A 20,394-nucleotide genomic window follows, 5' to 3' on the forward strand; every position below is an offset into this window, starting at 1 on the left:
TTAGTATGTAATTAAAATTTTGTGATTTGGGTATTACAAATTTATTCCCATAACAGAGAAGTATCAATCCTGAAAAAAGGGTATTTATTTCTACCGGAATTTAGGTATAGGATGAGAGGAAGAGAGCTATTTTATTTCTTATAAACTCGATGTTCATTCTGAAAATGGTTATTTTAGCACCATGAAAATCCAAGTCATCAGCGATTTGCACCAGGAGTTTGGCCATACCGATCTATCTTTCAATAATGCGGATGTTGTGGTATTGGCAGGAGATGTAAATCTCGGAACCAAAGGAGTGGATTGGATCAAAACAAAGATTCCTGATAAGCCGGTTTTGTATGTTTTGGGAAATCATGAATATTATAAAGGTTCTTATCCGAAAACGTTGAACAAAATAAAAGAAGCTGCTAACGGCTCAAACGTCATTGTTCTTGAAGATGATTTTGCAGACATTGGAGGAATACGCTTTCATGGAACCACTTTATGGACCGACTTTTCCATTTTCGGAGATCCGATGCAGTACGGAATGATCTGCCAATCAGTAATGAATGATTACAAAAAGATTAAACGCGATCCTTCTTATTCTAAAATGAGAACCATTGATATTTTTAAAATTCATCAGCTTTCAAAAATGTGGTTAAAAGAAAGTCTTGGTAATTCAAAAGAATTGAAGAATATTGTGATTACTCATCATGCACCCAGTATACGATCTGTTCCTGAACACTTTAAATCCGATCCTGTAACGTCGGCATATGCTTCCGATCTTGAAGATTTTATTGTAGAACATCAACCATTGTACTGGATTCATGGCCATATTCATACCCCTTGCAGATATACGATAGGGAAGACTGAAATTATCTGTAACCCTCATGGATATATAGATGAAAAATATAACGGGTATGATAAAGAATTGATTATTGAAATATAAAAAAGAGCCCGGAACCGGGCTCTTTTTAAGTATATGATCAATCTTATTTCAGTGTAAATTTCACTTTGGTTTTAATAGCGTCGGAAGAATTTCCGATCTGTGCTTCAAAATCTCCCGGTTCAGCCACCCAATCGTGCTTTTCCGCATCAAAATAGCTTAAAGCAGTTTTATCGATCGTGAAGCTTACTTCTTTCTGTTCGCCGGGATTCAAGTATACTTTTTCAAAGCCTTTCAATTCTTTGGCAGGACGTAGAACCGATGATTTCGGATCGCTGATATAAAGCTGTGCCACTTCTGCACCGGCTCTTTTCCCGGTATTTTTTACCGTAACGGTAAAGGTGATCTTATCGTCCTGTGACATCACGGCTTTATCCGCTTTAGCTTTTCCAAATTCAAAAGTGGTATAGCTCAGGCCATGTCCGAAACTGAATAAAGGTTTGATTTTTTTCGTGTCGTGCCAACGATACCCTACAAAAACCCCTTCGTTATAAGTAATATTGATTGGATTTTTCTGGTCTTTTCCCTTTCCTGCGGCCAGTTCTTTTTTATTTCCTGGGTATTCTCCCAACTGATGCGCTGAATTATCTTCAAGCTTCACAGGGAAAGTAAACGGTAATTTCCCGGATGGATTCGCATCTCCTGCTAAAACAGAAGCAAGTGAATTTCCGGCCTCCGAGCCTAAATACCAAGCCTGAACCACTGATGGAACTTCTTTAATCCAAGGCATAGCAACAGCATTTCCGGAAACCATTACTACGGCAAGGTTTTTATTCGCTTTAGCCAGTGCAGAGATCAAACGGTCCTGGTTGTAAGGAAGGCCATAGCTTTTTCTGTCGTTTCCTTCACTGTCCTGGAAATCACTTTTATTCAATCCTCCTACGAAAATGACGAAATCGGATTTTTTGGCCAGCTCAACGGCTTCATTCAATAATTCGGTTTCAGAACGGTCGTCTTTTAAGTTTTGTCCGGATTTTACGCCATTGTACTCACCGCCGATGTCGCCCACATACCCTCTTGCATACTGTACATCCGACTCCTTTCCAAATCTTGCCTTAATTCCGTCTAATGGCAATGTTTCGTATTTTACTTTCAATGAAGATGAGCCACCACCAACAGTCATGATTTTGATGGCATTTTCTCCGATAACCGCAATTTTCTTTGTTTTGTTGACGTCTATCGGGAGAATATTTCCTTGATTTTTTAATAAAACGATCCCTTCTTCTCCAATTTCCTTCGCCACCGCTTTATGCTCTTCAGAAGCAATGTTTCCGAAAGGCTTGTTTTTGTTCATGGTGGTTTTATAAGCCAGGCGAAGTATTCTTGTTACTTTATCATCAAGCTCTTTGGTGCCTACTTTTCCGGATTTAATCAATTTCAGATACGGTTTTGCCAGGTAATAATTGTCATAGGCATTGGAATTTCCTTCGGAAAGACCGTTGGTCCAGCTTCCGAATTCCAGATCCAGGCCGTTATGGATGGCCTGTTCCGTATTATTGACTGCACCCCAGTCGGAAACCACTACGCCTTTATAGTTCCATTCTCCTTTTAAAATATCGTTCAAAAGATACTGGTTCTGGCTTGCGTATTGGTTCTTATACATATCGTAAGCGCCCATGATCGTCCAGGAATCCCCCTCAGTTACGGCTGCTTTAAAAGCAGGTAGGTAAATTTCGTAAAGTGCTCTGTCATCAATATTCACATTGCTGGTATGTCGGAACATTTCCTGATTATTCAGCGCAAAATGTTTCACGCTTGTGGCAACCCCATTAGATTGCACCCCCTGGATATAAGGAACCACCATTTTAGAAGTCAGGAATGGGTCTTCACCCATGTATTCGAAGTTTCTTCCGTTCAGAGGAGTTCTGTAAATATTGACGCCCGGTCCCAGAAGAATATCTTTTTTTCTGTATCGCGCTTCTTCACCTAAAGCTTTACCGTATTTCCAGGACATTTTTTTATTCCATGTAGCGGATAAAGCCGTCAAAGCAGGGTAAGCAATAATAGAATCATTGGTCCAGCCAGCCTGGTTCCATTCATCCCACATCACTTCCGGGCGGACCCCGTGAGGACCGTCGGTGGTCCAGAATTCCGGGATTCCTAATCTCGGGACACCGGGAGAGCTGAATTTGGATTGGGCATGAATCATAGCGATTTTTTCTTCCAGGGTCATTCTGGAGAGGGCATCCTGAATACGTTGTTCAACAGGTAGTGAATCGTCCAGATAAACAGGCAGGGTATGAGTTTGAGCCATTGAAGAGACGGAAATAAGAGTGAATAAACTTACGATGGCAGCTTTCTTTAGCATAAAAACCTTTTTATGGATTGAATAACAAAAGTAAGCAAAAATTTTATTATCTCAAATTGAGAAAATAATTTTTGTAAAATTTATTGAGTGATGAGTTGAGAGTTGTGAGTGATAAGTTGATCAGTCATCAAGCATCATTCATAGCCCATCCTCTCAACTCTCAACTCATAACTCATCACTTATCACTCTTACCATCCCTTCACCGCTCCCCCTTTAAAAATTTCTTCAGCTTTCTTTAAAACTTCTTCGGATTGATAGGCTTTCAGGAAGTTTTTTACTTTTTCCGTATTTTTATTATCCTGTCGCGAAACCACGACGTTGACGTAAGGAGAATTTTTATCTTCTTTCAAAATGCCATATTGATTAGTATCCAAACCTGCCTGCGCTGCAAAATTATTATTGATGATAGCAAGAACCACTTCTTTGTCATCCAGAACCCTCGGCAATTGAGGCGCTTCAATTTCCAAAATTTTCAATTGCTTGGGATTCGCGGTGATATCTGTAACTTTAGGCAATAAGCCAACCCCGTCCTTTAATTTCAATAATCCGTTTTTCTGAAGAAGTAGTAAGGAACGCCCGCCGTTGGTAGGATCATTAGGAATGGCAATGGTACTTCCGTTTTGAAGCTCATGAATACTTTTTATTTTTTTAGAATAGGCCACGATAGGGTAGACAAAAGTATTTCCCACGACCGCCAGTTGATAGCCCCTCTGCTTAGACTGCTCATTCAGATATGGGACATGCTGAAATGCATTGGCATCGATATCCCCGTTTTGTAACGCTTCATTGGGAACTACATAATCATTGAAGGAAACCAGCTCAACATCAAGATTATACTTTTCTTTCGCCACCTTTTTGGCTGTCTCGGCGATCTGTTGTTCCGGACCGGAAGTGATTCCTACTTTAATATAGTTCGGGTCCTCCTTTTTTGAAGAATTACAAGCGTTGAACAACAATAAACCGGCTGCTAATACGCCTAAAATTTTTATTTTTTTCATTGTATATTATTTATTATTTTTTTGAATGTAACTGCAAAGCCGCAGTCCTGTAAATGATTTTAATACTTTATTTATCTATGATCAAATCTTTTGGCCAACCGGTCTCCTGAAAACTGGATCATGAACACCAAAATCACCAGCAAAGCCAGAACAAGATTCATAATGACGGCATCATATCCGATGTATCCGTACTGATACCCGATTTGTCCCAATCCGCCGGCCCCGACAGCTCCTCCCATGGCAGAATACCCGACTAACGTAATGAGCGTGATGGTGGCATTATTAATCAATGAAGGAAGAGCCTCGGGAAGCAATACTTTGTTAATGATCTGAAACGGAGAAGCCCCTAATGCCCTTGCCGTTTCAATCAATCCGTGAGGGACTTCCAGTAAGCTGTTTTCCACCAGCCTTGCAATAAATGGAGCAGCACCGATGCTTAGCGGGACCAATGCGGCATTTACACCAATGGAAGTTCCCACCAAAGCCCTTGTGAACGGGATCATCCAAACGATCAGAATGATAAAAGGAATAGAACGGAAAATATTCACCAGAACCGATAAGGTCTTGTTATAATAAGCATTGTCCAGAAGCTGTCCCTTCCTCGTAAGAAACAGTAAAATGCCAATGGGCAACCCTAAAACAAATCCGGAAAATCCTGACACAAACGTCATATATACCGTTTCCCAAACCCCTTTCAGCAAAAGGGAAATTACTGTTTCATTAAGCATATCCTCTTACTGTATTTTGAATGTTGTTCTGATTGAAATAATAGATCGCTTTTTGATTTTCTTCGGTTTCACCCTGTAACTGCAGTAAAAGTTTCCCAAAGTTGGAATTACCGAGATATTCTACATCGGCTTTCAGCAGTTTGTATGGAATCTTGTATTTTTCATAAATGGTAGAAAGAAGTTCTTCTACACTTACTTTTTCATTAAGCTCTATTTCAACAAGTGGAAACAAACCTTCCTGCGGCTCTTTCTGTATTTTTTTATTCAATTCCTGAGGTATAGTCATGATATCTGTATTTATAAATTGTCTGATGATCGGATTTTCCTTATCCGAAATAATCTCGGTCAGTGTTCCTTTGGCAATGAGTTTTCCTTTATCAATTACTGCCACATGATTGCAGATGGCTTTGATGACTTCCATCTCGTGGGTGATCAGCAGAATGGTAATTCCCAACCGTTGGTTAATATCCCTTAGTAACTGTAAGATGGATTGTGTGGTAGTGGGATCCAAAGCGCTTGTTGCTTCATCGCAGAGAAGGAGATAAGGATCATTGGCTAAAGCCCTTGCAATGGCAACTCTTTGTTTCTGTCCTCCTGAAAGGCTTTTGGGGTAATCGTGAGCTTTATCTTCCAGTCCCACTATTTTTAAAAGCTCATTTACTTTTTCCCTGATCTCATGCCTGCTGACATGGTCCAGCTCTAAAGGAAGCGCTACATTATCAAAAACCGTCCGTGAAGAAAGCAGGTTGAAATGCTGGAAAATCATCCCGATCTTTTTTCGCTCTTTAGCAAGCTGCTTTGAGCTTAGTTGGGTGAAATCTTTATCATTAATAATGATTTGTCCCTGGTCAGGTTTTTCCAACAAATTGACCGTTCGTATTAAGGTGCTTTTCCCTGCTCCGGAAAACCCGATAATTCCTACAATATCTCCCTGTTCCACATTCAGATTGATACGGTCGAGGGCCTTGAACGACTGTTTTTTCTGATAAAATGTTTTTGAAATGTTTTTAATCTCTATCATTGATAAGACTTTTATTTGTTGAAATGTTGTAAATAAAAAAAGGCTCTACAACGTGGTAGAGCCTTAAAATATGTCATAAAAACGAAGGTTAACCACAAAAATATCTATGCACAGGCATGCAGCAGTTCATCATCATTGTATTGATAATCTGTTTCTTGGCGAATCTATTTTTATGTGTTGTTTTCATTTTTGTTTTCCTGAATACGGTTGCAAATATAAAACATATATTTTTAATAGTCCACTAAAAATATAGACTTTTTCAAATGTAAATTAAAATTAATATTTACAATCATGAAAATCAATTGATTGTATTTTGTTTCATGAGTTGTTTAAAATAAAAGAATAAACCACAAAAGGCACAAAAATTTTAGACACATAAGTCCGTTGAAGTATAATATGATTATGTATATAAGAACACATAAGCTGAAAATATTTGATTTTCAGCTTATGTGGACTTTGAATAGTATTATTGTAAACTTAAATAGCTAAAGTGTTTAAAAAAAATCTAAAAAACTTTTGTGCCTTTTGTGGTTATTTATAAAAGTATACCTTGTTCCAATTCTATTTTTATTAAGACCACTTATCAAATTATTTTGAATAAATCCTCTCGAAAAAGTCAAAAAAAATCCCGAATTTTGCTCCCCTTTCCATAATGACGAACATTCATGAAGCTTTGTATTGCCGAAAAACCCAGTGTTGCCAGAGATATTGCCAAAGTATTGGGCGCTACCACGCCTAAGCAGGGCTATATGGAAGGAAACGGCTATTGCGTGACATGGACTTTCGGACACCTTTGTACGTTGAAGGAACCTCATGACTATGGTCCGGAACTGAAATCCTGGAGCCTCATTTTCCTGCCGATCATCCCTAAAAACTTCGGCATCAAGCTTATCCCGAACAAAGGTGTGGAAAATCAGTTTAAAGTGATAGAAAGATTGGTGGCGGAGTGTGATGAAGTTATCAACTGCGGGGATGCCGGGCAAGAGGGAGAGCTGATTCAAAGGTGGGTGTTGCAGAAAGCCAAATGCAATAAACCTGTTCATCGGTTATGGATTTCATCCCTTACGGAAGAAGCAATTAAAGAGGGATTTGCAAGTTTAAAGCCCGCGGAAGATTATAAGAATTTATACCTGGCCGGAAATGCGAGAGCAATAGGAGACTGGTTATTGGGAATTAATGCCACAAGATTATTTACCAAAAAGTTCGGTGGTAATAAAGCAGTTTTATCCATCGGAAGAGTTCAGACGCCTACATTGGCCATGTTGGTACAACGCCAAAAGGAAATTGAGAGTTTCACAGTAGAAGAATACTGGGAACTGAAAACCAAATACCGGGATGTTATTTTCAATGCGGCTATCGATCGCTTGAAAACACTTGATCGTGCGGAAAAAGGATTGGAATATTTAAAAGTAAATCCCTTTGAAATTGTTTCTTTCGAGATCAAAGAAGGAAAAGAAAAAAATCCAAGACTTTTTGACCTAACCGGACTTCAGGTGGAAGCCAATAAAAAATACGGTTATTCTGCAGAGAATACCTTAAACTATATTCAAAGTCTTTACGAGAAAAAACACGTGACCTATCCGCGTGTAGACACCACGTACTTATCAGAAAGCCTTTATCCGAAAGTGGGCGGGATTCTGCGAAGTATGACATTTTATCAGGAATTGGTAAGCCCATTACTGGAACAGCCGATTCCCAAATCAAAAGCTGTTTTTGATGATACCAAAGTGACGGATCACCATGCGATTATTCCAACAGAAATTCCACCTTCAAGGAATCTGAGCAAAGAAGAAAAACTGATCTATGACCTCGTTGCCAAACGTTTCATTTCTGTTTTCTACCCGGAATGTAAAATTTCCAATACTCTGGTAGAAGCAAAAGTGGGAACCATTCCGTTTAAAACCAGTGGTAAGCAGATTCTGGAGCCGGGCTGGAGAGCGGTGTATTCAAAAGACTCTAAAGAAGAAGTACAGGACAAAGAAAAAGATAAGGAAGAGGAACAAACCATTCCTGAATTTATAGTAGGAGAAACCGGGCCGCACGAACCGGTGATCCATCAGGGAAAAACTTCGCCACCGAAACCTTATACGGAAGCAACATTGCTGAGGGCCATGGAAACCGCCGGAAGACAGGTGGAAGATGAAGAACTGCGTGAATTACTGAAGAATAACGGAATCGGAAGGCCATCAACCCGGGCCAACATTATTGAAACCCTTTTCAAACGAAAATACATCGAAAAGAAAAGGAAAAACCTGTATGCTACTCAAACAGGAATTCAATTAATAGATACCATTGAAGACGAACTTTTAAAAAGTCCTGAACTTACGGGAGAATGGGAATCCAAACTTCGTAAGATCGAAAAAGGAGAGTATGAAGCCAACCAGTTTAAAGAAGAGCTGATCCAAATGGTAACGGAGCTTACTAAAAAAGTGGTAGACGGAAAAGGCAAAGTGATCATGTTGCAGGAAGAACCTGAGGTAAAAGAAAAGAAAAAGAAAGAACCGGCTCCGAAAAAAGAACTTCAGACATGGGAAGAAACAAAGTGTCCGAAATGTAAAGAACATCATTTAATGAAAGGCAAAACAGCTGTCGGATGCTCAGATTACAAAAATTGTAACTTTAAAGTGCCGTTTGAAATATTCGGTAAGAAATTATCCGAAAAACAGCTTCTGGACCTCATTATAAAAGGAAAAACTTCAAAGCTGAAAGGGTTCAATACCCATCCGGAAAATATAACGGAAGGAGCTTTATTATTATCTGATGATTTTACCGTTCAGCTTAATTAAGTGAATTTGGACGAGACTTTGCACTGTATGCTTCGACTTCGCTCAGCAAAGGAGAATTTAACTGGATATATTCATTTATCATTTATCAATTATTTTAAACAATAATCATGACGCCTGAAAAAAAGAAACTCATCACAGATAGCTTCAACCGCTCGGAAACCCTGAAATTCTACAAAGCGGAGCTTCTTGAACTACAAACCGATTTTATCTCCATGAAAATCCCTAAAATGGAGTTGATGACCAGAAAAGCAGGAATGTTCAACGGAGCAATGATCGCTTCTTTGGTGGATGTTTCTTCAGGGTATGCTGCAGTAAGCCATTACGAAGAAGATTGCTATGTAGTGACGGTAGAATTGAAAGTAAACTATTTGCGTCCTGCAATAGGTGACGCCTTGATTTCAAAATCGTATGTTATTAAAGGAGGGGCTACGATCAGCGTGATCAGAACAGAAATTTACACGGTTGATGAAAACCATACTTCTGAAAGCCATGTGGCCACATCACTGGTTACCATGATGAAAATAAAGTAACATTACCTATGCTCATACGAGCTGTAAAAGCCCGTTTCCTATCATAATGGAATAGCTTTTGTAGAAAATCAGGTATAAACATTAAAAAAATAAGCTATGAACATCATTATTCGGCTGTTTATCACTTCGATAGTGGCCTATCTTTTAACTAAAATATTGCCAGGAGTGCATTTTGAAGGATTTACTTCTGCTATTATTTTTGCCCTTGTTTTAGGGCTGTTAAACCTTATTGTTAAACCTATATTGAGTTTATTGGGCCTTCCGCTTACGATTATCACATTGGGATTATTTGCCCTTGTAATTAATGCCGTAATTATTTTAATAGCGGACTATTTTATAGACAGTATGGTAGTGGACGGCTTTTGGTGGGCACTTATTTTCAGTATAGCCCTTTCTATTATTACTTCTCTTGTTAACTCATTTGTTTCCGATAAAGAGTAGCCGGAAATTAATATAACTAAACAAAGTCGCCGGTTGTTCAGCCGGCGATTTTTTTTATCGAAAAACTAAATGTTAATTTTTTCGTTCATTTTTATTTTAATAATTAACTTTGGCAATCTTTGAATTAAACAGGGATGGATGAAATCAGTTTGAGATGTCATATATCCTTTAAAAACGAATATTTACATATGAAATTTAAGTACAGTCTGCTGGCTTTGGCAGCTCCGCTTTTAATGAATGCACAACAGTTAATGACGCCTGAAATTCTTTGGACTTTGAAAAAGGTGGGAGTACAGGCAGTTTCTCCGGACCAATCTTCCCTGATCTATAAAATAGGACAGGTAGATTTAAAAACAGAAAAAACAAAAAACGAAAATTATTTCCTCAATATCCTTAGCAACCAGTCTTCTAAAATAGATTTGGGTAAAAAAGCGCTTATTCAGTGGGATAAAAATGGGATATATGCCCAGGAAGGAGATAAAATTTACCTTTCTAAAGACAGCGGAAAAACGTGGACGGAATTCTATACAATAGGTGAAGCAGATAATATTGTCATTTCACCTGACGGGAAAAAGATCGCTTTCAGTAAGCAGGTGCTGGTTGAAAAATTAATGGGGAAAGATAAATACAACGATACCCCGAAAACAACGGCCCAAATCTATACAGACCTGAACCACAGACACTGGGATTACTTCAACGAAGGGAAATACAACCACGTATTTGTTGTCAATGTTTCCGATAAGGTGGATGCAGCAAAAGATCTTTTAGAAGGTAAAACCTGGGATTCTCCGCAAAGACCGTTCGGAGGAGCGGAAGATTTTATCTGGAGCCCGGATTCTACCCAACTTTTGTATGTGACAAAACCAAAAAGCGGGAAGGAATATGCTACAAGTACCAATACGGATATTTTTGCGTATGATCTGGCTTCGGGAGCCACAAAAAACTTAACGGAATCCAATAAAGGATACGATGTTAATCCGAAATTCAGTCCGGACGGGAAATCTCTTGTCTGGCAAAGCATGGAAAGAGACGGGTATGAAGCAGATAAGAACGATGTTAAATTATTAGACTGGAAATCAGGAAAAACAGTTAATCTTACCAAAGGTTGGGATGAAAGCGTAACCGGAGATGTTTTCTGGAGCGGAGATTCCAAAATGGTATATTTTACGGCCGCCTTCAGAGGAACTAAACAGCTTTTTTCCGTAGATCCTAAATCTTCAAAAGTTCAGCAGATTACCAAAGGTGATTTTGATGTGAATGAAATTTTTGCAGATAATAAGAATTCTCTTTTAGTAGGAAGAACAGATATTAACCACGCAACAGATCTATTCTCTGTAAACCTTAAGAACGGAGAAATGAAGCAGGTTACGGAAGCCAATAAAGATACATATTCTAAGTTATCCCAAGGGAAAACGGAACTTAAAATGGTGAAAACAACGGATGGGAAAGAGATGGGAGTATGGTTCCATTATCCACCTAACTTTGATCCGAATAAAAAATATCCAACCTTATTATATTGTCAGGGAGGCCCACAGTCCGGATTAACGCAATATTTCAGTACAAGATGGAATTTTGCCTTAATGGCGGCGAACGGATACATCGTAGTCGCTCCCAACCGTAGAGGAATGCCGGGTTGGGGAACCAAATGGAATGAAGATATTTCCAAAGATTGGGGCGGACAATCGATGAAAGACTACCTGGCTGCTGCAGATTATGCAAAAACATTACCTTATGTGGACGGAGAAAGAATGGCCGCAGTAGGAGCAAGCTATGGTGGATACAGTGTATTTATGCTGGCGGGAATCCATAATAACAGATTCAAGACTTTCATTGCACACGACGGATTATTTGATATGAAATCATGGTATCTGACAACGGAAGAACTTTGGTTTGCTAATTGGGATCTCGGCTCTCCATGGGAAAAACCATTGCCAAAAGCCTATACGGATTTTAACCCGAGCAATTTTGTGGATCAATGGAATAAACCGATCATGATCATTCAGGGCGGAATAGATTTCAGAGTTCCTTACGAGCAGGGCCAGGAAGCTTTCCAGGCAGCAAAATTAAAAGGATTAAAGACCAAATTCTTATACTTCCCGAACGAAAACCACTGGGTACTTCATCCGCAGAACGGATTGGTGTGGCAGAGAGAGTTTTTTGAATGGCTGAAGGAAACTTTGTAATAGGAATTTAAAAAATGAATATATAAATTGCGGTTGGATTTTTTCAACCGCAATTTTTTTAAACATAGATCATGAAATATATTTTTTTACTGATGAGCTTTATTTCCGGCATGGCCAGCTCTCAAAATTTTGAATTCGATTATTTACTGAATTATAAAGTCACCAGAACAGAACCCAGCGAAATGAAATTCGGCGATACCAATGTATACTTAAATTCTAAAGATACCTCTTATACCATGCGTTCTTACAATATCGGGAATCAAAGTAAAATAGATATAGAAGATGATAATGTCAGGCTTTGGTACAAATTCGATGTTGAGAAAAAAGAAGGAGCTTCGGATATTTATTACTATGATTATGCAAGGAAGTTTATAGACATAAAACCGGAAGATAAGCATTTTGTGAGCAAAGTAGACATTGAAAAGACCGGAGAGAACACCTATTTCGTTAAAACATATCAAAAAGGAAAGAGAACCAACTTTGAAATTAAACTGGAAATAGAAAAAGCAGAGGCAGATTTGATATTTATTGATGTCATTGATATTTCCAGAGATGTAAGCATAAAAATCCTTTCGGAAATAAGAAAACAATTGGGCAATACTCATTTTGTGATCAAAAAGGCTGTTTATGATTATAGAACCGGATATGTGATCATCAGTGAGCTGACAGACGTGCAGAAGGTTTCTAAGAAAGTGAATGTTCCTGCTGAAATTCAAGAAAGGGCAAAAATGCAATTCAATAATCGTCCCACGACAGAAAAATAATATATGGAAAACAGGATTTCTTCGTTTCCGCCTATTGTTGATGAGAATTCTAATATATTAATTTTAGGATCAATCCCGGGTGTGAAATCACTGGAAAAACAGCAATATTATGCCCATCCGCAAAATGCATTCTGGAAAATTATTTTCACTTTGCTCCAAGAGGAATTTACGGAAGATTATGCCGAAAGAATAAGGATGTTGAAAAAACATCATATTGCCCTTTGGGATGTTATTGATTCATGTGAAAGAAAGGGCAGCCTGGATTCTGAGATCAGAAATGAAGAAGCCAACCAGATTGCGGAACTGTTGGAAGCGCATCCGAACATTCAGGCTATTTTCTGCAATGGTGGAAGATCATATAAAAATCTACAGAAAATTTTAGGCAAAAATTTCAGAATTCCCATATTTTTACTGCCTTCCACCAGTCCGCTCCATACTGTTTCTTTTGAAAGGAAATTGGAAGGGTGGGAGAAAATTAAAAATTATATATAGAACACATAAAATGAGAAAAAATTTATTTGTATTATTTTGTTTTATTTCCATCATTTGTTATTCCCAGGATTATCATTTTGATTATTTCATTGTAAGAGAATCGACTAGAATTAAGCCCAATAAAATAGAATGGACAGATCATCTTTTCTATGATTCTAAAAGTGGAGTGGCTTTATTGTTAATGACTCATAATAAAAAGATGAGAGCATACATTTATGAACAAAGTAAAGATAGAAGACATTCTTTTAAAGTCAATCAGAAAAAAGATTTACTTTCTTTTGAATATACACATACTAACAATTTTGGGAATGAAAAAAAAATCCGTGATGCTTATAAAAATGATGAATTTAAAATAACGAAAGTTGATTCTTTGCATTATGAAATTATTGTTTTCAAGGATAAAAAGATGAAAAGCAAAAGAATTACCATAATGGTTGGTTTGGAAAAATCTGATTTCAATTATCTCAATATCAATGCTGACTATGGAAGATGTGAAGAAGTAGAAAATGAATTGGCACAACTTCTGGGTACGGACAAATATATGATAAAAGAGACACATTTGGAATATTCGGGGGGATACATCTTCGATAAATCAATTGTGAAAACTCAAAAAATAGACCTGAATTTGAAAGTTCCTGAAAAATTAGTAGTGAAAGAATATGACCATTGGGCAGAATTTGATTAAAATATCAATAAAGAATACGATTTAAATTTCATTTAAATATTTTCTCAACCCTTTCAACAGCTGAAGCTGGTTTTTAGTCCGATCCAGATTATGTTCAGGATAAGTGATGGAATAATAAATGTTACCGTTCAGATAATCCGTTAAGAAACGGAGAGCCTGGATATAAATAACGACCTGTGCGGCATAATCCAGGTTTTCATATTCCTCAGGGGTCAGTTTTTCTTGTAAGTGAAACAGAAAGCCTTCCTTTACCGCCTTGAAAATTTCAGAATTAAAATTATTCGCAGTTACTGCCTCATCCTCATTGGCAGTATTGGTATATGAACGGATCATATCTCCGAAATCATACAGTATCGTTGAAATCATTACCGTATCCAGATCAATAACTGCAAGCGGATAATGTTCTTCATGAAAAAGAATGTTGCTGATTTTGGGGTCGGCATGGATAATTCGTTTGGGAAGCAAATTGTTATGCTGAAGCTTGATCCATTTTTCCGGTAAGGATAAAAAGTCGTTTATATATTGTATTTCATTTGCAGCATTTTCTTTTAAATCAGCAGATGCAACTTTCAGAGCTTTTTTATAATCAGAAATTCTCTTTTCAAAATTGATGAACCCGGGTAAGCTGTCTCCGATTTCAGGAAGAGGCTCCATATTAATGGTATTAAGGAAAATGCTGAATGTTTTAGCAGCTTCATAGGCAATTTTTGCAGATGGAACTTTAAGAAATGTAATGCTGTTTTCCACAAAATCAAGCATCCTCCATATCTGCTGATGGGGATCTTTCACCAAAAACTCATTGGAGATGGAAGCTATAGGCTTTATGATTTTAAAATCATAATGTTTTGCGGTAAGCATCCGGTTGATTTTTAGATGATTGTCGACAATGATTTGAGGATGTTTAAAAACTTTAGTATTAATATTCTGAAGGATATATTTACTGTTATTATCATTGTTCTTTACCAGATAGGTGCTGTTGATCAACCCGTTGGTAATAGGACTGACAGAATAGTTTTGAGTATCTATAAATTTCCGGATGATATGATCTAGCTCCATAAATCTTTTGGATATCTGTTTAATTCCGTTTCTTTTTGAAGAAAAGCCTTTAAAACATTTTTATCATTGGCATAAGTCATTCCTTTCCATATGGAAGGTGAAGATTTTACCAGAACATTGATCTCATGGCTGTCAATCATTTTCTGCACTGCGGAAGGAATATAGAATTCTTGTTCCGATGACGGGCCGGATCGGATAAAATTAACGAACTGCTCTTCCAGATAATCAAAAACCTTGGGATGGAAAACAAAAAAATTCATGGAAACTAACGTCTGAGGTGCAATAATGATATCTTTCCCGTTTTCTGTGTAGATAATAGAATCGTTTTCTTTTCGGATAGAAGTCTGTTCTTCTACTTGGAGAAGATGATGGTCAGAATCGAAAGAGCAAATTCCTCTGGCAACGGAACCATTCTCACTTAAAGTTGATTCCACCGGATATGCAATCATTGCAAATTGTGACTTGGTAATATTCCCGGCTTCTATTTCCGACGAAGCCACCTGATAAACCTCTTTCCCGTAAAAATCATCTGCATTAATCATTACGAAAGGAGATTGAATAATCTCTTTTGCACAAAGTACAGCATGGCCTGTGCCCCAGGGCTTTTTCCTTTTTGAGAAATCAAATCCCCTGGAAACATACTGATTCATATCCTGATAAATCCAGTGCAATTCAAAATTCTTCTGTTTTGAAATGCTTTCCAGCCTCTCTTTATAGCTTTGAGGAATAAGGCGGTTGATAACGATCACAACTTTGTTGAAACCGGCTTCCAGGGCATCAAAAATAGAATATTCAGAAATAGGTGAGCCGTTGTCTAATATTCCATCCACCTGCTTCAGTCCTTTGTAACGGCTTCCCAGTCCGCCAGCCAAAATAAGTAAAGTCTTGTTAGAATTCATCAGTCATTCCGAATACAGGTTGACGGTTTTTCCATTTTCCTTTGGTAAAATCCGGAATATCAATAGCTTGTCCGCCTTTTTGGATAGATTCTTCACTCAGGGGAGTAATGGAATACCATGTAGCCAGATCATAAACATCCATCGGGAATTCTATATTTCGCTTGATACATTCGATAAAAGTATTCATGACGAAGAAATCCATACCCCCATGACCGGCGCCTGAAGCAGAGTTTTCAAATTTTTTCCAGATAGGGTGGTCGTATTCTTTCAGCCATTTCTCGGTATCTTCCCATTTATGGCTATGATTCATAAGTTTTTCGAAATAAATATGCCCCTGATTAAATCCTCCCGAGCCGAAATCCTGCCATAACCCTTCCGTACCCTGTACCCTGAATCCTAAATCATAAGGTCTCTGAAGGCTTGTATCATGAGTTAGAAGGATGGTTTCACCATTAGCACAGGCAATTTGTGTAGTCACAATATCTCCCTGATTGAATTTTACCTGGGCATTAGGATGGTCTTTACCTCCTTTAGGATGTTCTGTAATGTATTGATGAAGGCCGACAGCTTTGGATGAGAATGAAGAAAGCCTTGTTAACCTGTTTCCGCGGTTAATATCCATCATCACTGCCACAGGGCCTAATCCATGGGTAGGATAAAGCTCACCGTTTCTTTTTACATAATGTTCCGTTCTCCATTGGGCCTCGCTGAATCCCTTTTTACCAAATTCCACTCCCGAATTATAAGGAGTAACCCCATCATTGAATAAAACCCCACGCAGATCATGCTGATAACCACCTCTTCCATGAACCAGCTCACCGAACATTCCTTTACGGACCATATGTAGAATTGCCATAATATCCCTTCGGTAGCATACATTTTCCATCATGAAAATAGGAACTTTGGTCTCTTCATATACTTTTACAAATTCCCAGCAGTCCTGGAGCTTGATAGCTCCTGAAACTTCCATTCCCACAATCTTTTTCGCACGCATAGCTTCCACTCCTTGTGTCAGGTGCCATTCCCAGGGAGTGGCAATCACTACGGCATCAATGGTGGTAAGTTTTAAGAGATTTCTGTAATCATATTCGCCATTGGAAAATTCCTTTGCAGCAGGCTTATTATGGTCTTTTAAAATTTTCTGGCATTCGGAAAGCATAATTTTACTTGGATCTGCAAAAGCTATAATCTCTACATCATCTCTTTGTGCCAGGAGCCGCACATGCTCACGTCCCCGGAGTCCGACCCCGATAAAACCGACACGGACTTTTTTATACGAAGGAAAATCTTTGGAATAAGCAAATAATGAATTAGGTAAAACAAGCGCTCCGAAACCTGCCAAAGCAGCGGTCTTGATAAAATCTCTGCGGGTAGTTGTCATATTTTGTAAATTGATTGTTTAAAGATATTAAAATATCACAAAAAATGAATATTGGCAGCTATTTAAAAGGCTGCTTCAAATGAAACAGCCTTATAATCTAAAATATATAGGATTTATTTTTCCACAGTATAAACCTCTTCATAAGGCTGGATCAGCACCCAACCGTTTCCTGAAAATTTCATCTGAAACTCTTCACCGCTTCCTCTTCCAAGAAGACTTTTAAAAGACACATTCGTTTTCAGCTCAGGGCTTAGGTTTCCTGACCATGCCACGGTAGCATTCGGGTCAGTGAAAACAGGATTATCTGGAGTTACCATCAACGTTAAAGGATCACCGTGAGTGGTAATTGCAATATGTCCCGTTCCGGAAAGTCTTACCTGGAATAATCCGCCGGACATTACTCCTGCAATACTTTTCAGCATGGTAATATCACTTTTTATGCTTTGTTCATGAGCTAAAACATCATTTCCGTTCACACAAACCGCTTCATTATTCAGATAAAGAATACGTACTTTCTTTCCTGAATCTGCCACATACAGCTTACCGGTACCTTCTGCTTTCATCAGCTTGGATCCTTCACCACTGATGGCTTTTTTCAACAGATTGCCCAATCCTCCGGAAAGCATTCCCTGTCTTTCAAATTGAATGTTTCCGATATAGCCGACCATACTTCCTGCTTTGGTCCATACAGACTGATTATTAAGATTGATTTCCAAAAGCTGGGGTTTTTCAAGCTCGAAATAATCTCTTTCATGAGGGTTCTCTTTGGTTTCGTTCACGAACGCTTCTAATGAATATTTGCTCATAGGTGTAAAATTTGATTCCAAAAATAAACTTTTTTTGCTTGTAAATGCACCGTAGTATTACGGTTTTTGATATCATTTGAAATAAGACTTGACAAAGGGGTATCGAATGTCGTATATTTGCACCTCGAAAATTACACCTTGTAGCTTTCTTAATTTTTAAACCGTAATTTAAAAAATGAAAACATCCGATTTTAATTTTGATCTTCCTGCGGAATTATTGGCAGAACATCCATCAGAACACAGAGACGAAGCAAGACTAATGGTTTTAGACAGAAAAACTCAGACTATTGAGCATAAGCTGTTTAAAGACGTGGTAGATTATTTCGATGAGAAAGATTTATTCATTTTCAACAATACTAAGGTTTTTCCTGCCCGTCTTTATGGAAATAAAGAAAAAACAGGTGCTAAAATTGAAGTATTCCTTTTAAGGGAACTGGATAAGGAAACCCGTGTTTGGGACGTTTTGGTTGACCCTGCAAGAAAGATCAGAATTGGTAATAAATTATTCTTTACTGAAGATGAATCCTTAGTAGCGGAAGTAATAGACAATACAACTTCCAGAGGAAGAACATTGAGATTCTTATTCGATGGTTCTTATGAAGAGTTCAGAGCTAAATTAAAGGAGCTGGGAGAAACTCCGCTTCCGAAATATATCAAAAGAGCTGTAGAACCTGAAGATGCTGAAAGATATCAAACCATCTATGCTAAAATAGAAGGGGCTGTAGCGGCACCTACTGCAGGACTGCATTTCTCCAGGCATCTGATGAAGAGACTGGAAATTAAAGGAATTGATTTTGCTGAAATCACTCTTCACGTGGGATTGGGTACCTTCAATCCAATTGAAGTGGAAGATCTTTCCAAGCATAAAATGGAATCCGAAGAAGTATTCATCGATGAGAGGAATGCTGAGATCATCAATAAAGCTGTAGAAAGCAACAGAAGAGTTTGTGCAGTGGGAACTACTACAATGAGAGCGCTGGAAACATCAGTATCTTCCAACAAGAAGATTTCTGCGTTCCATGGCTGGACCAACAAATTCATCTATCCGCCTCATGATTTTGGAGTAGCCAATTCAATGATTACGAATTTCCACACACCGAAATCTACTCTTATCATGATGATTGCTGCATTTGCAGGAAGAGACTTTGTAATGCATGCTTATGAAGAAGCCGTAAAAGAGAAATATAAATTCTATTCTTACGGAGATGCCATGTTAATTCTTTAAAAAGATATCAGGTATGAGGTAGCAGGTCGCAGTTTTGAGCACCTGTTACCTATTATCTGCAACCTAATTACCCTGAATGAAAGATATCAGAACTTTATCACTGGACCAGCTTAAAGATTACTTTATGTCTTTAGGGGAAAAGCCGTTTCGGGCGAAACAGGTCTATGATTGGCTATGGAGTAAAAATCTCCATTCCATTGATGAAATGACGAACCTTTCAAAACAGCTTCGCGAAAAAATTTCCGAAGAATACACCATCAATCCGGTTTCTGTAGATCAGCTTCAGAAAAGTACGGATGGAACCATCAAAAACGGAGTAAAACTTCATGATGGATTAATGGTGGAGTCCGTTCTTATTCCTACCGAAACAAGAACCACAGCCTGTGTTTCATCCCAGGTCGGCTGTTCCCTGAACTGCGAATTCTGTGCAACCGCAAGACTTAAGAGAATGAGAAACCTTGAGGTGGCAGAAATTGTAGATCAGGTCGCTCTGATTGATAAGCAGAGCAGATTGTACTTCGACAGGCCGCTTTCCAATATCGTTTTTATGGGAATGGGGGAACCGATGATGAATTACAAAAATGTGGTTGAAGCCATCAGAAAAATTACCCAACCGGAAGGATTGGGAATGTCTCCGAGGAGAATCACTGTTTCCACATCCGGAATTCCGAAGATGATCAAAATGCTTGCTGATGATGAGTTACGGGTGAAATTAGCCTTATCGCTTCACTCTGCCATTGAATCCAAGCGTAACGAGATCATGCCTTTCTCAGATAAGTTTCCATTAACGGAAATTATGGAGGCTCTTCAATATTGGTATCAAAAAACAGGTTCTGTGATTACTTTTGAATATTGTGTCTGGAAAGATATCAATGATAAAGATGAAGACATTAAAGCGCTTATCAGATACTGTAAACAGGTCTCTTCCAAAGTTAACCTGATTCAATACAACCCGATAGGTGACGGAAAATATGACCAGTGCAACAAACAGGCAGAGGAAAATTATGTCCGTCAGCTTGAAAATGCCGGAATTACCGTGATGATCCGAAGAAGCAGAGGAGGTGATATTGATGCCGCATGCGGTCAGTTAGCGAATAAAAACGCAGATTAAAATTTCATTAAAAAAAATCAAACTTATCCTTTACAGCACTTAAAATCCTACATTT

The 20,394-nt window shown here is 38.2% G+C and carries 18 protein-coding genes; 10 read left to right on the forward strand and 8 right to left on the reverse strand.

Translation table 11 applies throughout. The features are described from left to right. The first annotated feature begins 181 nt into the window (after positions 1-181). On the forward strand, positions 182-928 hold the full coding sequence (locus BCF58_RS04220) for a metallophosphoesterase (RefSeq protein ID WP_121460534.1): 747 nt from the start codon (positions 182-184) through the stop codon (positions 926-928). A gap of 43 nt (positions 929-971) precedes the next feature. Here BCF58_RS04220 and BCF58_RS04225 read toward each other — a convergent pair whose 3' ends face one another. The 4 genes from BCF58_RS04225 to BCF58_RS04240 all read right to left on the reverse strand — a co-directional run bounded on the left by BCF58_RS04225 (position 972) and on the right by BCF58_RS04240 (position 5,980). Beyond that, on the reverse strand, positions 972-3,233 hold the full coding sequence (locus BCF58_RS04225; RefSeq protein WP_121460535.1) for a glycoside hydrolase family 3 C-terminal domain-containing protein: 2,262 nt from the start codon (positions 3,231-3,233) through the stop codon (positions 972-974). A gap of 188 nt (positions 3,234-3,421) precedes the next feature. Next, complete coding sequence (gene metQ / locus BCF58_RS04230) at positions 3,422-4,231, reverse strand: methionine ABC transporter substrate-binding lipoprotein MetQ (protein WP_121460536.1); 810 nt, start codon at positions 4,229-4,231, stop codon at positions 3,422-3,424. Between the two features lie 71 nt (positions 4,232-4,302). Beyond that, positions 4,303-4,959, reverse strand: a complete 657-nt coding sequence (gene metI / locus BCF58_RS04235) for a methionine ABC transporter permease MetI (RefSeq protein WP_121460537.1) — start codon at positions 4,957-4,959, stop codon at positions 4,303-4,305. Further along, positions 4,952-5,980, reverse strand: coding sequence for a methionine ABC transporter ATP-binding protein (locus BCF58_RS04240; RefSeq protein WP_121460538.1), 1,029 nt, complete (start codon positions 5,978-5,980; stop codon positions 4,952-4,954). Before BCF58_RS04240 ends, metI begins: the two co-directional genes overlap by 8 nt. Positions 5,981-6,645: 665 nt before the next feature. On the opposite strand from BCF58_RS04240, the gene BCF58_RS04245 reads away from it, so the two are divergent. From BCF58_RS04245 to BCF58_RS04275, 7 genes are all read left to right on the forward strand, one after another. Continuing rightward, positions 6,646-8,766: a type IA DNA topoisomerase gene (locus BCF58_RS04245; protein WP_121460539.1), complete on the forward strand. Its 2,121-nt coding sequence runs from the start codon at positions 6,646-6,648 to the stop codon at positions 8,764-8,766. A 107-nt stretch (positions 8,767-8,873) separates the two neighbouring features. Beyond that, positions 8,874-9,296: a PaaI family thioesterase gene (locus BCF58_RS04250; protein ID WP_121460540.1), complete on the forward strand. Its 423-nt coding sequence runs from the start codon at positions 8,874-8,876 to the stop codon at positions 9,294-9,296. 96 nt (positions 9,297-9,392) lie between these two features. Then, positions 9,393-9,737, forward strand: coding sequence for a phage holin family protein (locus BCF58_RS04255; RefSeq protein WP_121460541.1), 345 nt, complete (start codon positions 9,393-9,395; stop codon positions 9,735-9,737). Positions 9,738-9,925: 188 nt separating this feature from the next. Beyond that, on the forward strand, positions 9,926-11,920 hold the full coding sequence (locus BCF58_RS04260) for a S9 family peptidase (RefSeq protein WP_121461040.1): 1,995 nt from the start codon (positions 9,926-9,928) through the stop codon (positions 11,918-11,920). A gap of 71 nt (positions 11,921-11,991) precedes the next feature. Beyond that, positions 11,992-12,684 (forward strand): hypothetical protein, encoded by a 693-nt coding sequence (locus BCF58_RS04265; protein WP_121460542.1) that lies wholly within the window; start codon positions 11,992-11,994, stop codon positions 12,682-12,684. Positions 12,685-12,687: 3 nt separating this feature from the next. Continuing rightward, entirely contained in the window at positions 12,688-13,176 is a 489-nt protein-coding gene (locus BCF58_RS04270) for a DNA-deoxyinosine glycosylase (RefSeq protein WP_121460543.1), read from the forward strand. 10 nt (positions 13,177-13,186) lie between these two features. Continuing rightward, the gene (locus BCF58_RS04275) at positions 13,187-13,861 is read left to right on the forward strand and encodes a hypothetical protein (RefSeq protein ID WP_147462018.1); all 675 of its coding nucleotides are present in this window, start codon (positions 13,187-13,189) and stop codon (positions 13,859-13,861) included. Between the two features lie 21 nt (positions 13,862-13,882). Here the strand turns inward: BCF58_RS04275 and BCF58_RS04280 are convergent, their stop codons facing one another. The 4 genes from BCF58_RS04280 to BCF58_RS04295 form a co-directional block, all read right to left on the reverse strand. After that, the gene (locus BCF58_RS04280; RefSeq protein WP_121460545.1) at positions 13,883-14,917 is read right to left on the reverse strand and encodes a phosphotransferase enzyme family protein; all 1,035 of its coding nucleotides are present in this window, start codon (positions 14,915-14,917) and stop codon (positions 13,883-13,885) included. After that, complete coding sequence (locus BCF58_RS04285; protein WP_121460546.1) at positions 14,908-15,816, reverse strand: sugar phosphate nucleotidyltransferase; 909 nt, start codon at positions 15,814-15,816, stop codon at positions 14,908-14,910. Before BCF58_RS04285 ends, BCF58_RS04280 begins: the two co-directional genes overlap by 10 nt. Next, positions 15,806-17,197: a Gfo/Idh/MocA family protein gene (locus BCF58_RS04290; RefSeq protein ID WP_121460547.1), complete on the reverse strand. Its 1,392-nt coding sequence runs from the start codon at positions 17,195-17,197 to the stop codon at positions 15,806-15,808. The genes BCF58_RS04285 and BCF58_RS04290 overlap by 11 nt, the downstream gene beginning before the upstream one ends. 113 nt (positions 17,198-17,310) lie before the next feature. Then, complete coding sequence (locus tag BCF58_RS04295; protein ID WP_121460548.1) at positions 17,311-18,003, reverse strand: AIM24 family protein; 693 nt, start codon at positions 18,001-18,003, stop codon at positions 17,311-17,313. 175 nt (positions 18,004-18,178) lie between these two features. Here BCF58_RS04295 and queA point away from each other — a divergent pair, with 175 nt between their 5' ends. After that, positions 18,179-19,228, forward strand: coding sequence for a tRNA preQ1(34) S-adenosylmethionine ribosyltransferase-isomerase QueA (queA, locus tag BCF58_RS04300; RefSeq protein WP_121460549.1), 1,050 nt, complete (start codon positions 18,179-18,181; stop codon positions 19,226-19,228). 76 nt (positions 19,229-19,304) lie between these two features. After that, positions 19,305-20,339 carry a 23S rRNA (adenine(2503)-C(2))-methyltransferase RlmN gene (gene rlmN / locus BCF58_RS04305; protein WP_121460550.1) on the forward strand — a complete coding sequence of 345 codons (1,035 nt, stop codon included), beginning with the start codon at positions 19,305-19,307 and terminating at the stop codon, positions 20,337-20,339. Positions 20,340-20,394: the final 55 nt, after the last annotated feature.

The sequence above is a fragment of the Chryseobacterium defluvii genome, assembly GCF_003634775.1.
Lineage (GTDB): Bacteria > Bacteroidota > Bacteroidia > Flavobacteriales > Weeksellaceae > Chryseobacterium > Chryseobacterium defluvii.

Bases quoted from the DNA above. Each gene is read 5' to 3' on its own strand.
- BCF58_RS04240 (WP_121460538.1), bottom strand. From the start codon at position 5,980: ATGATAGAGATTAAAAACATTTCAAAAACATTTTATCAGAAAAAACAG.
- metI (WP_121460537.1), bottom strand. From the start codon at position 4,959: ATGCTTAATGAAACAGTAATTTCCCTTTTGCTGAAAGGGGTTTGGGAA.
- queA (WP_121460549.1), top strand. From the start codon at position 18,179: ATGAAAACATCCGATTTTAATTTTGATCTTCCTGCGGAATTATTGGCA.
- BCF58_RS04220 (WP_121460534.1), top strand. From the start codon at position 182: ATGAAAATCCAAGTCATCAGCGATTTGCACCAGGAGTTTGGCCATACC.
- BCF58_RS04275 (WP_147462018.1), top strand. From the start codon at position 13,187: ATGAGAAAAAATTTATTTGTATTATTTTGTTTTATTTCCATCATTTGT.
- BCF58_RS04280 (WP_121460545.1), bottom strand. From the start codon at position 14,917: ATGGAGCTAGATCATATCATCCGGAAATTTATAGATACTCAAAACTAT.
- BCF58_RS04255 (WP_121460541.1), top strand. From the start codon at position 9,393: ATGAACATCATTATTCGGCTGTTTATCACTTCGATAGTGGCCTATCTT.
- BCF58_RS04245 (WP_121460539.1), top strand. From the start codon at position 6,646: ATGAAGCTTTGTATTGCCGAAAAACCCAGTGTTGCCAGAGATATTGCC.
- rlmN (WP_121460550.1), top strand. From the start codon at position 19,305: ATGAAAGATATCAGAACTTTATCACTGGACCAGCTTAAAGATTACTTT.
- BCF58_RS04225 (WP_121460535.1), bottom strand. From the start codon at position 3,233: ATGCTAAAGAAAGCTGCCATCGTAAGTTTATTCACTCTTATTTCCGTC.
- BCF58_RS04295 (WP_121460548.1), bottom strand. From the start codon at position 18,003: ATGAGCAAATATTCATTAGAAGCGTTCGTGAACGAAACCAAAGAGAAC.
- BCF58_RS04265 (WP_121460542.1), top strand. From the start codon at position 11,992: ATGAAATATATTTTTTTACTGATGAGCTTTATTTCCGGCATGGCCAGC.
- BCF58_RS04270 (WP_121460543.1), top strand. From the start codon at position 12,688: ATGGAAAACAGGATTTCTTCGTTTCCGCCTATTGTTGATGAGAATTCT.
- BCF58_RS04250 (WP_121460540.1), top strand. From the start codon at position 8,874: ATGACGCCTGAAAAAAAGAAACTCATCACAGATAGCTTCAACCGCTCG.
- BCF58_RS04290 (WP_121460547.1), bottom strand. From the start codon at position 17,197: ATGACAACTACCCGCAGAGATTTTATCAAGACCGCTGCTTTGGCAGGT.
- BCF58_RS04260 (WP_121461040.1), top strand. From the start codon at position 9,926: ATGAAATTTAAGTACAGTCTGCTGGCTTTGGCAGCTCCGCTTTTAATG.
- BCF58_RS04285 (WP_121460546.1), bottom strand. From the start codon at position 15,816: ATGAATTCTAACAAGACTTTACTTATTTTGGCTGGCGGACTGGGAAGC.
- metQ (WP_121460536.1), bottom strand. From the start codon at position 4,231: ATGAAAAAAATAAAAATTTTAGGCGTATTAGCAGCCGGTTTATTGTTG.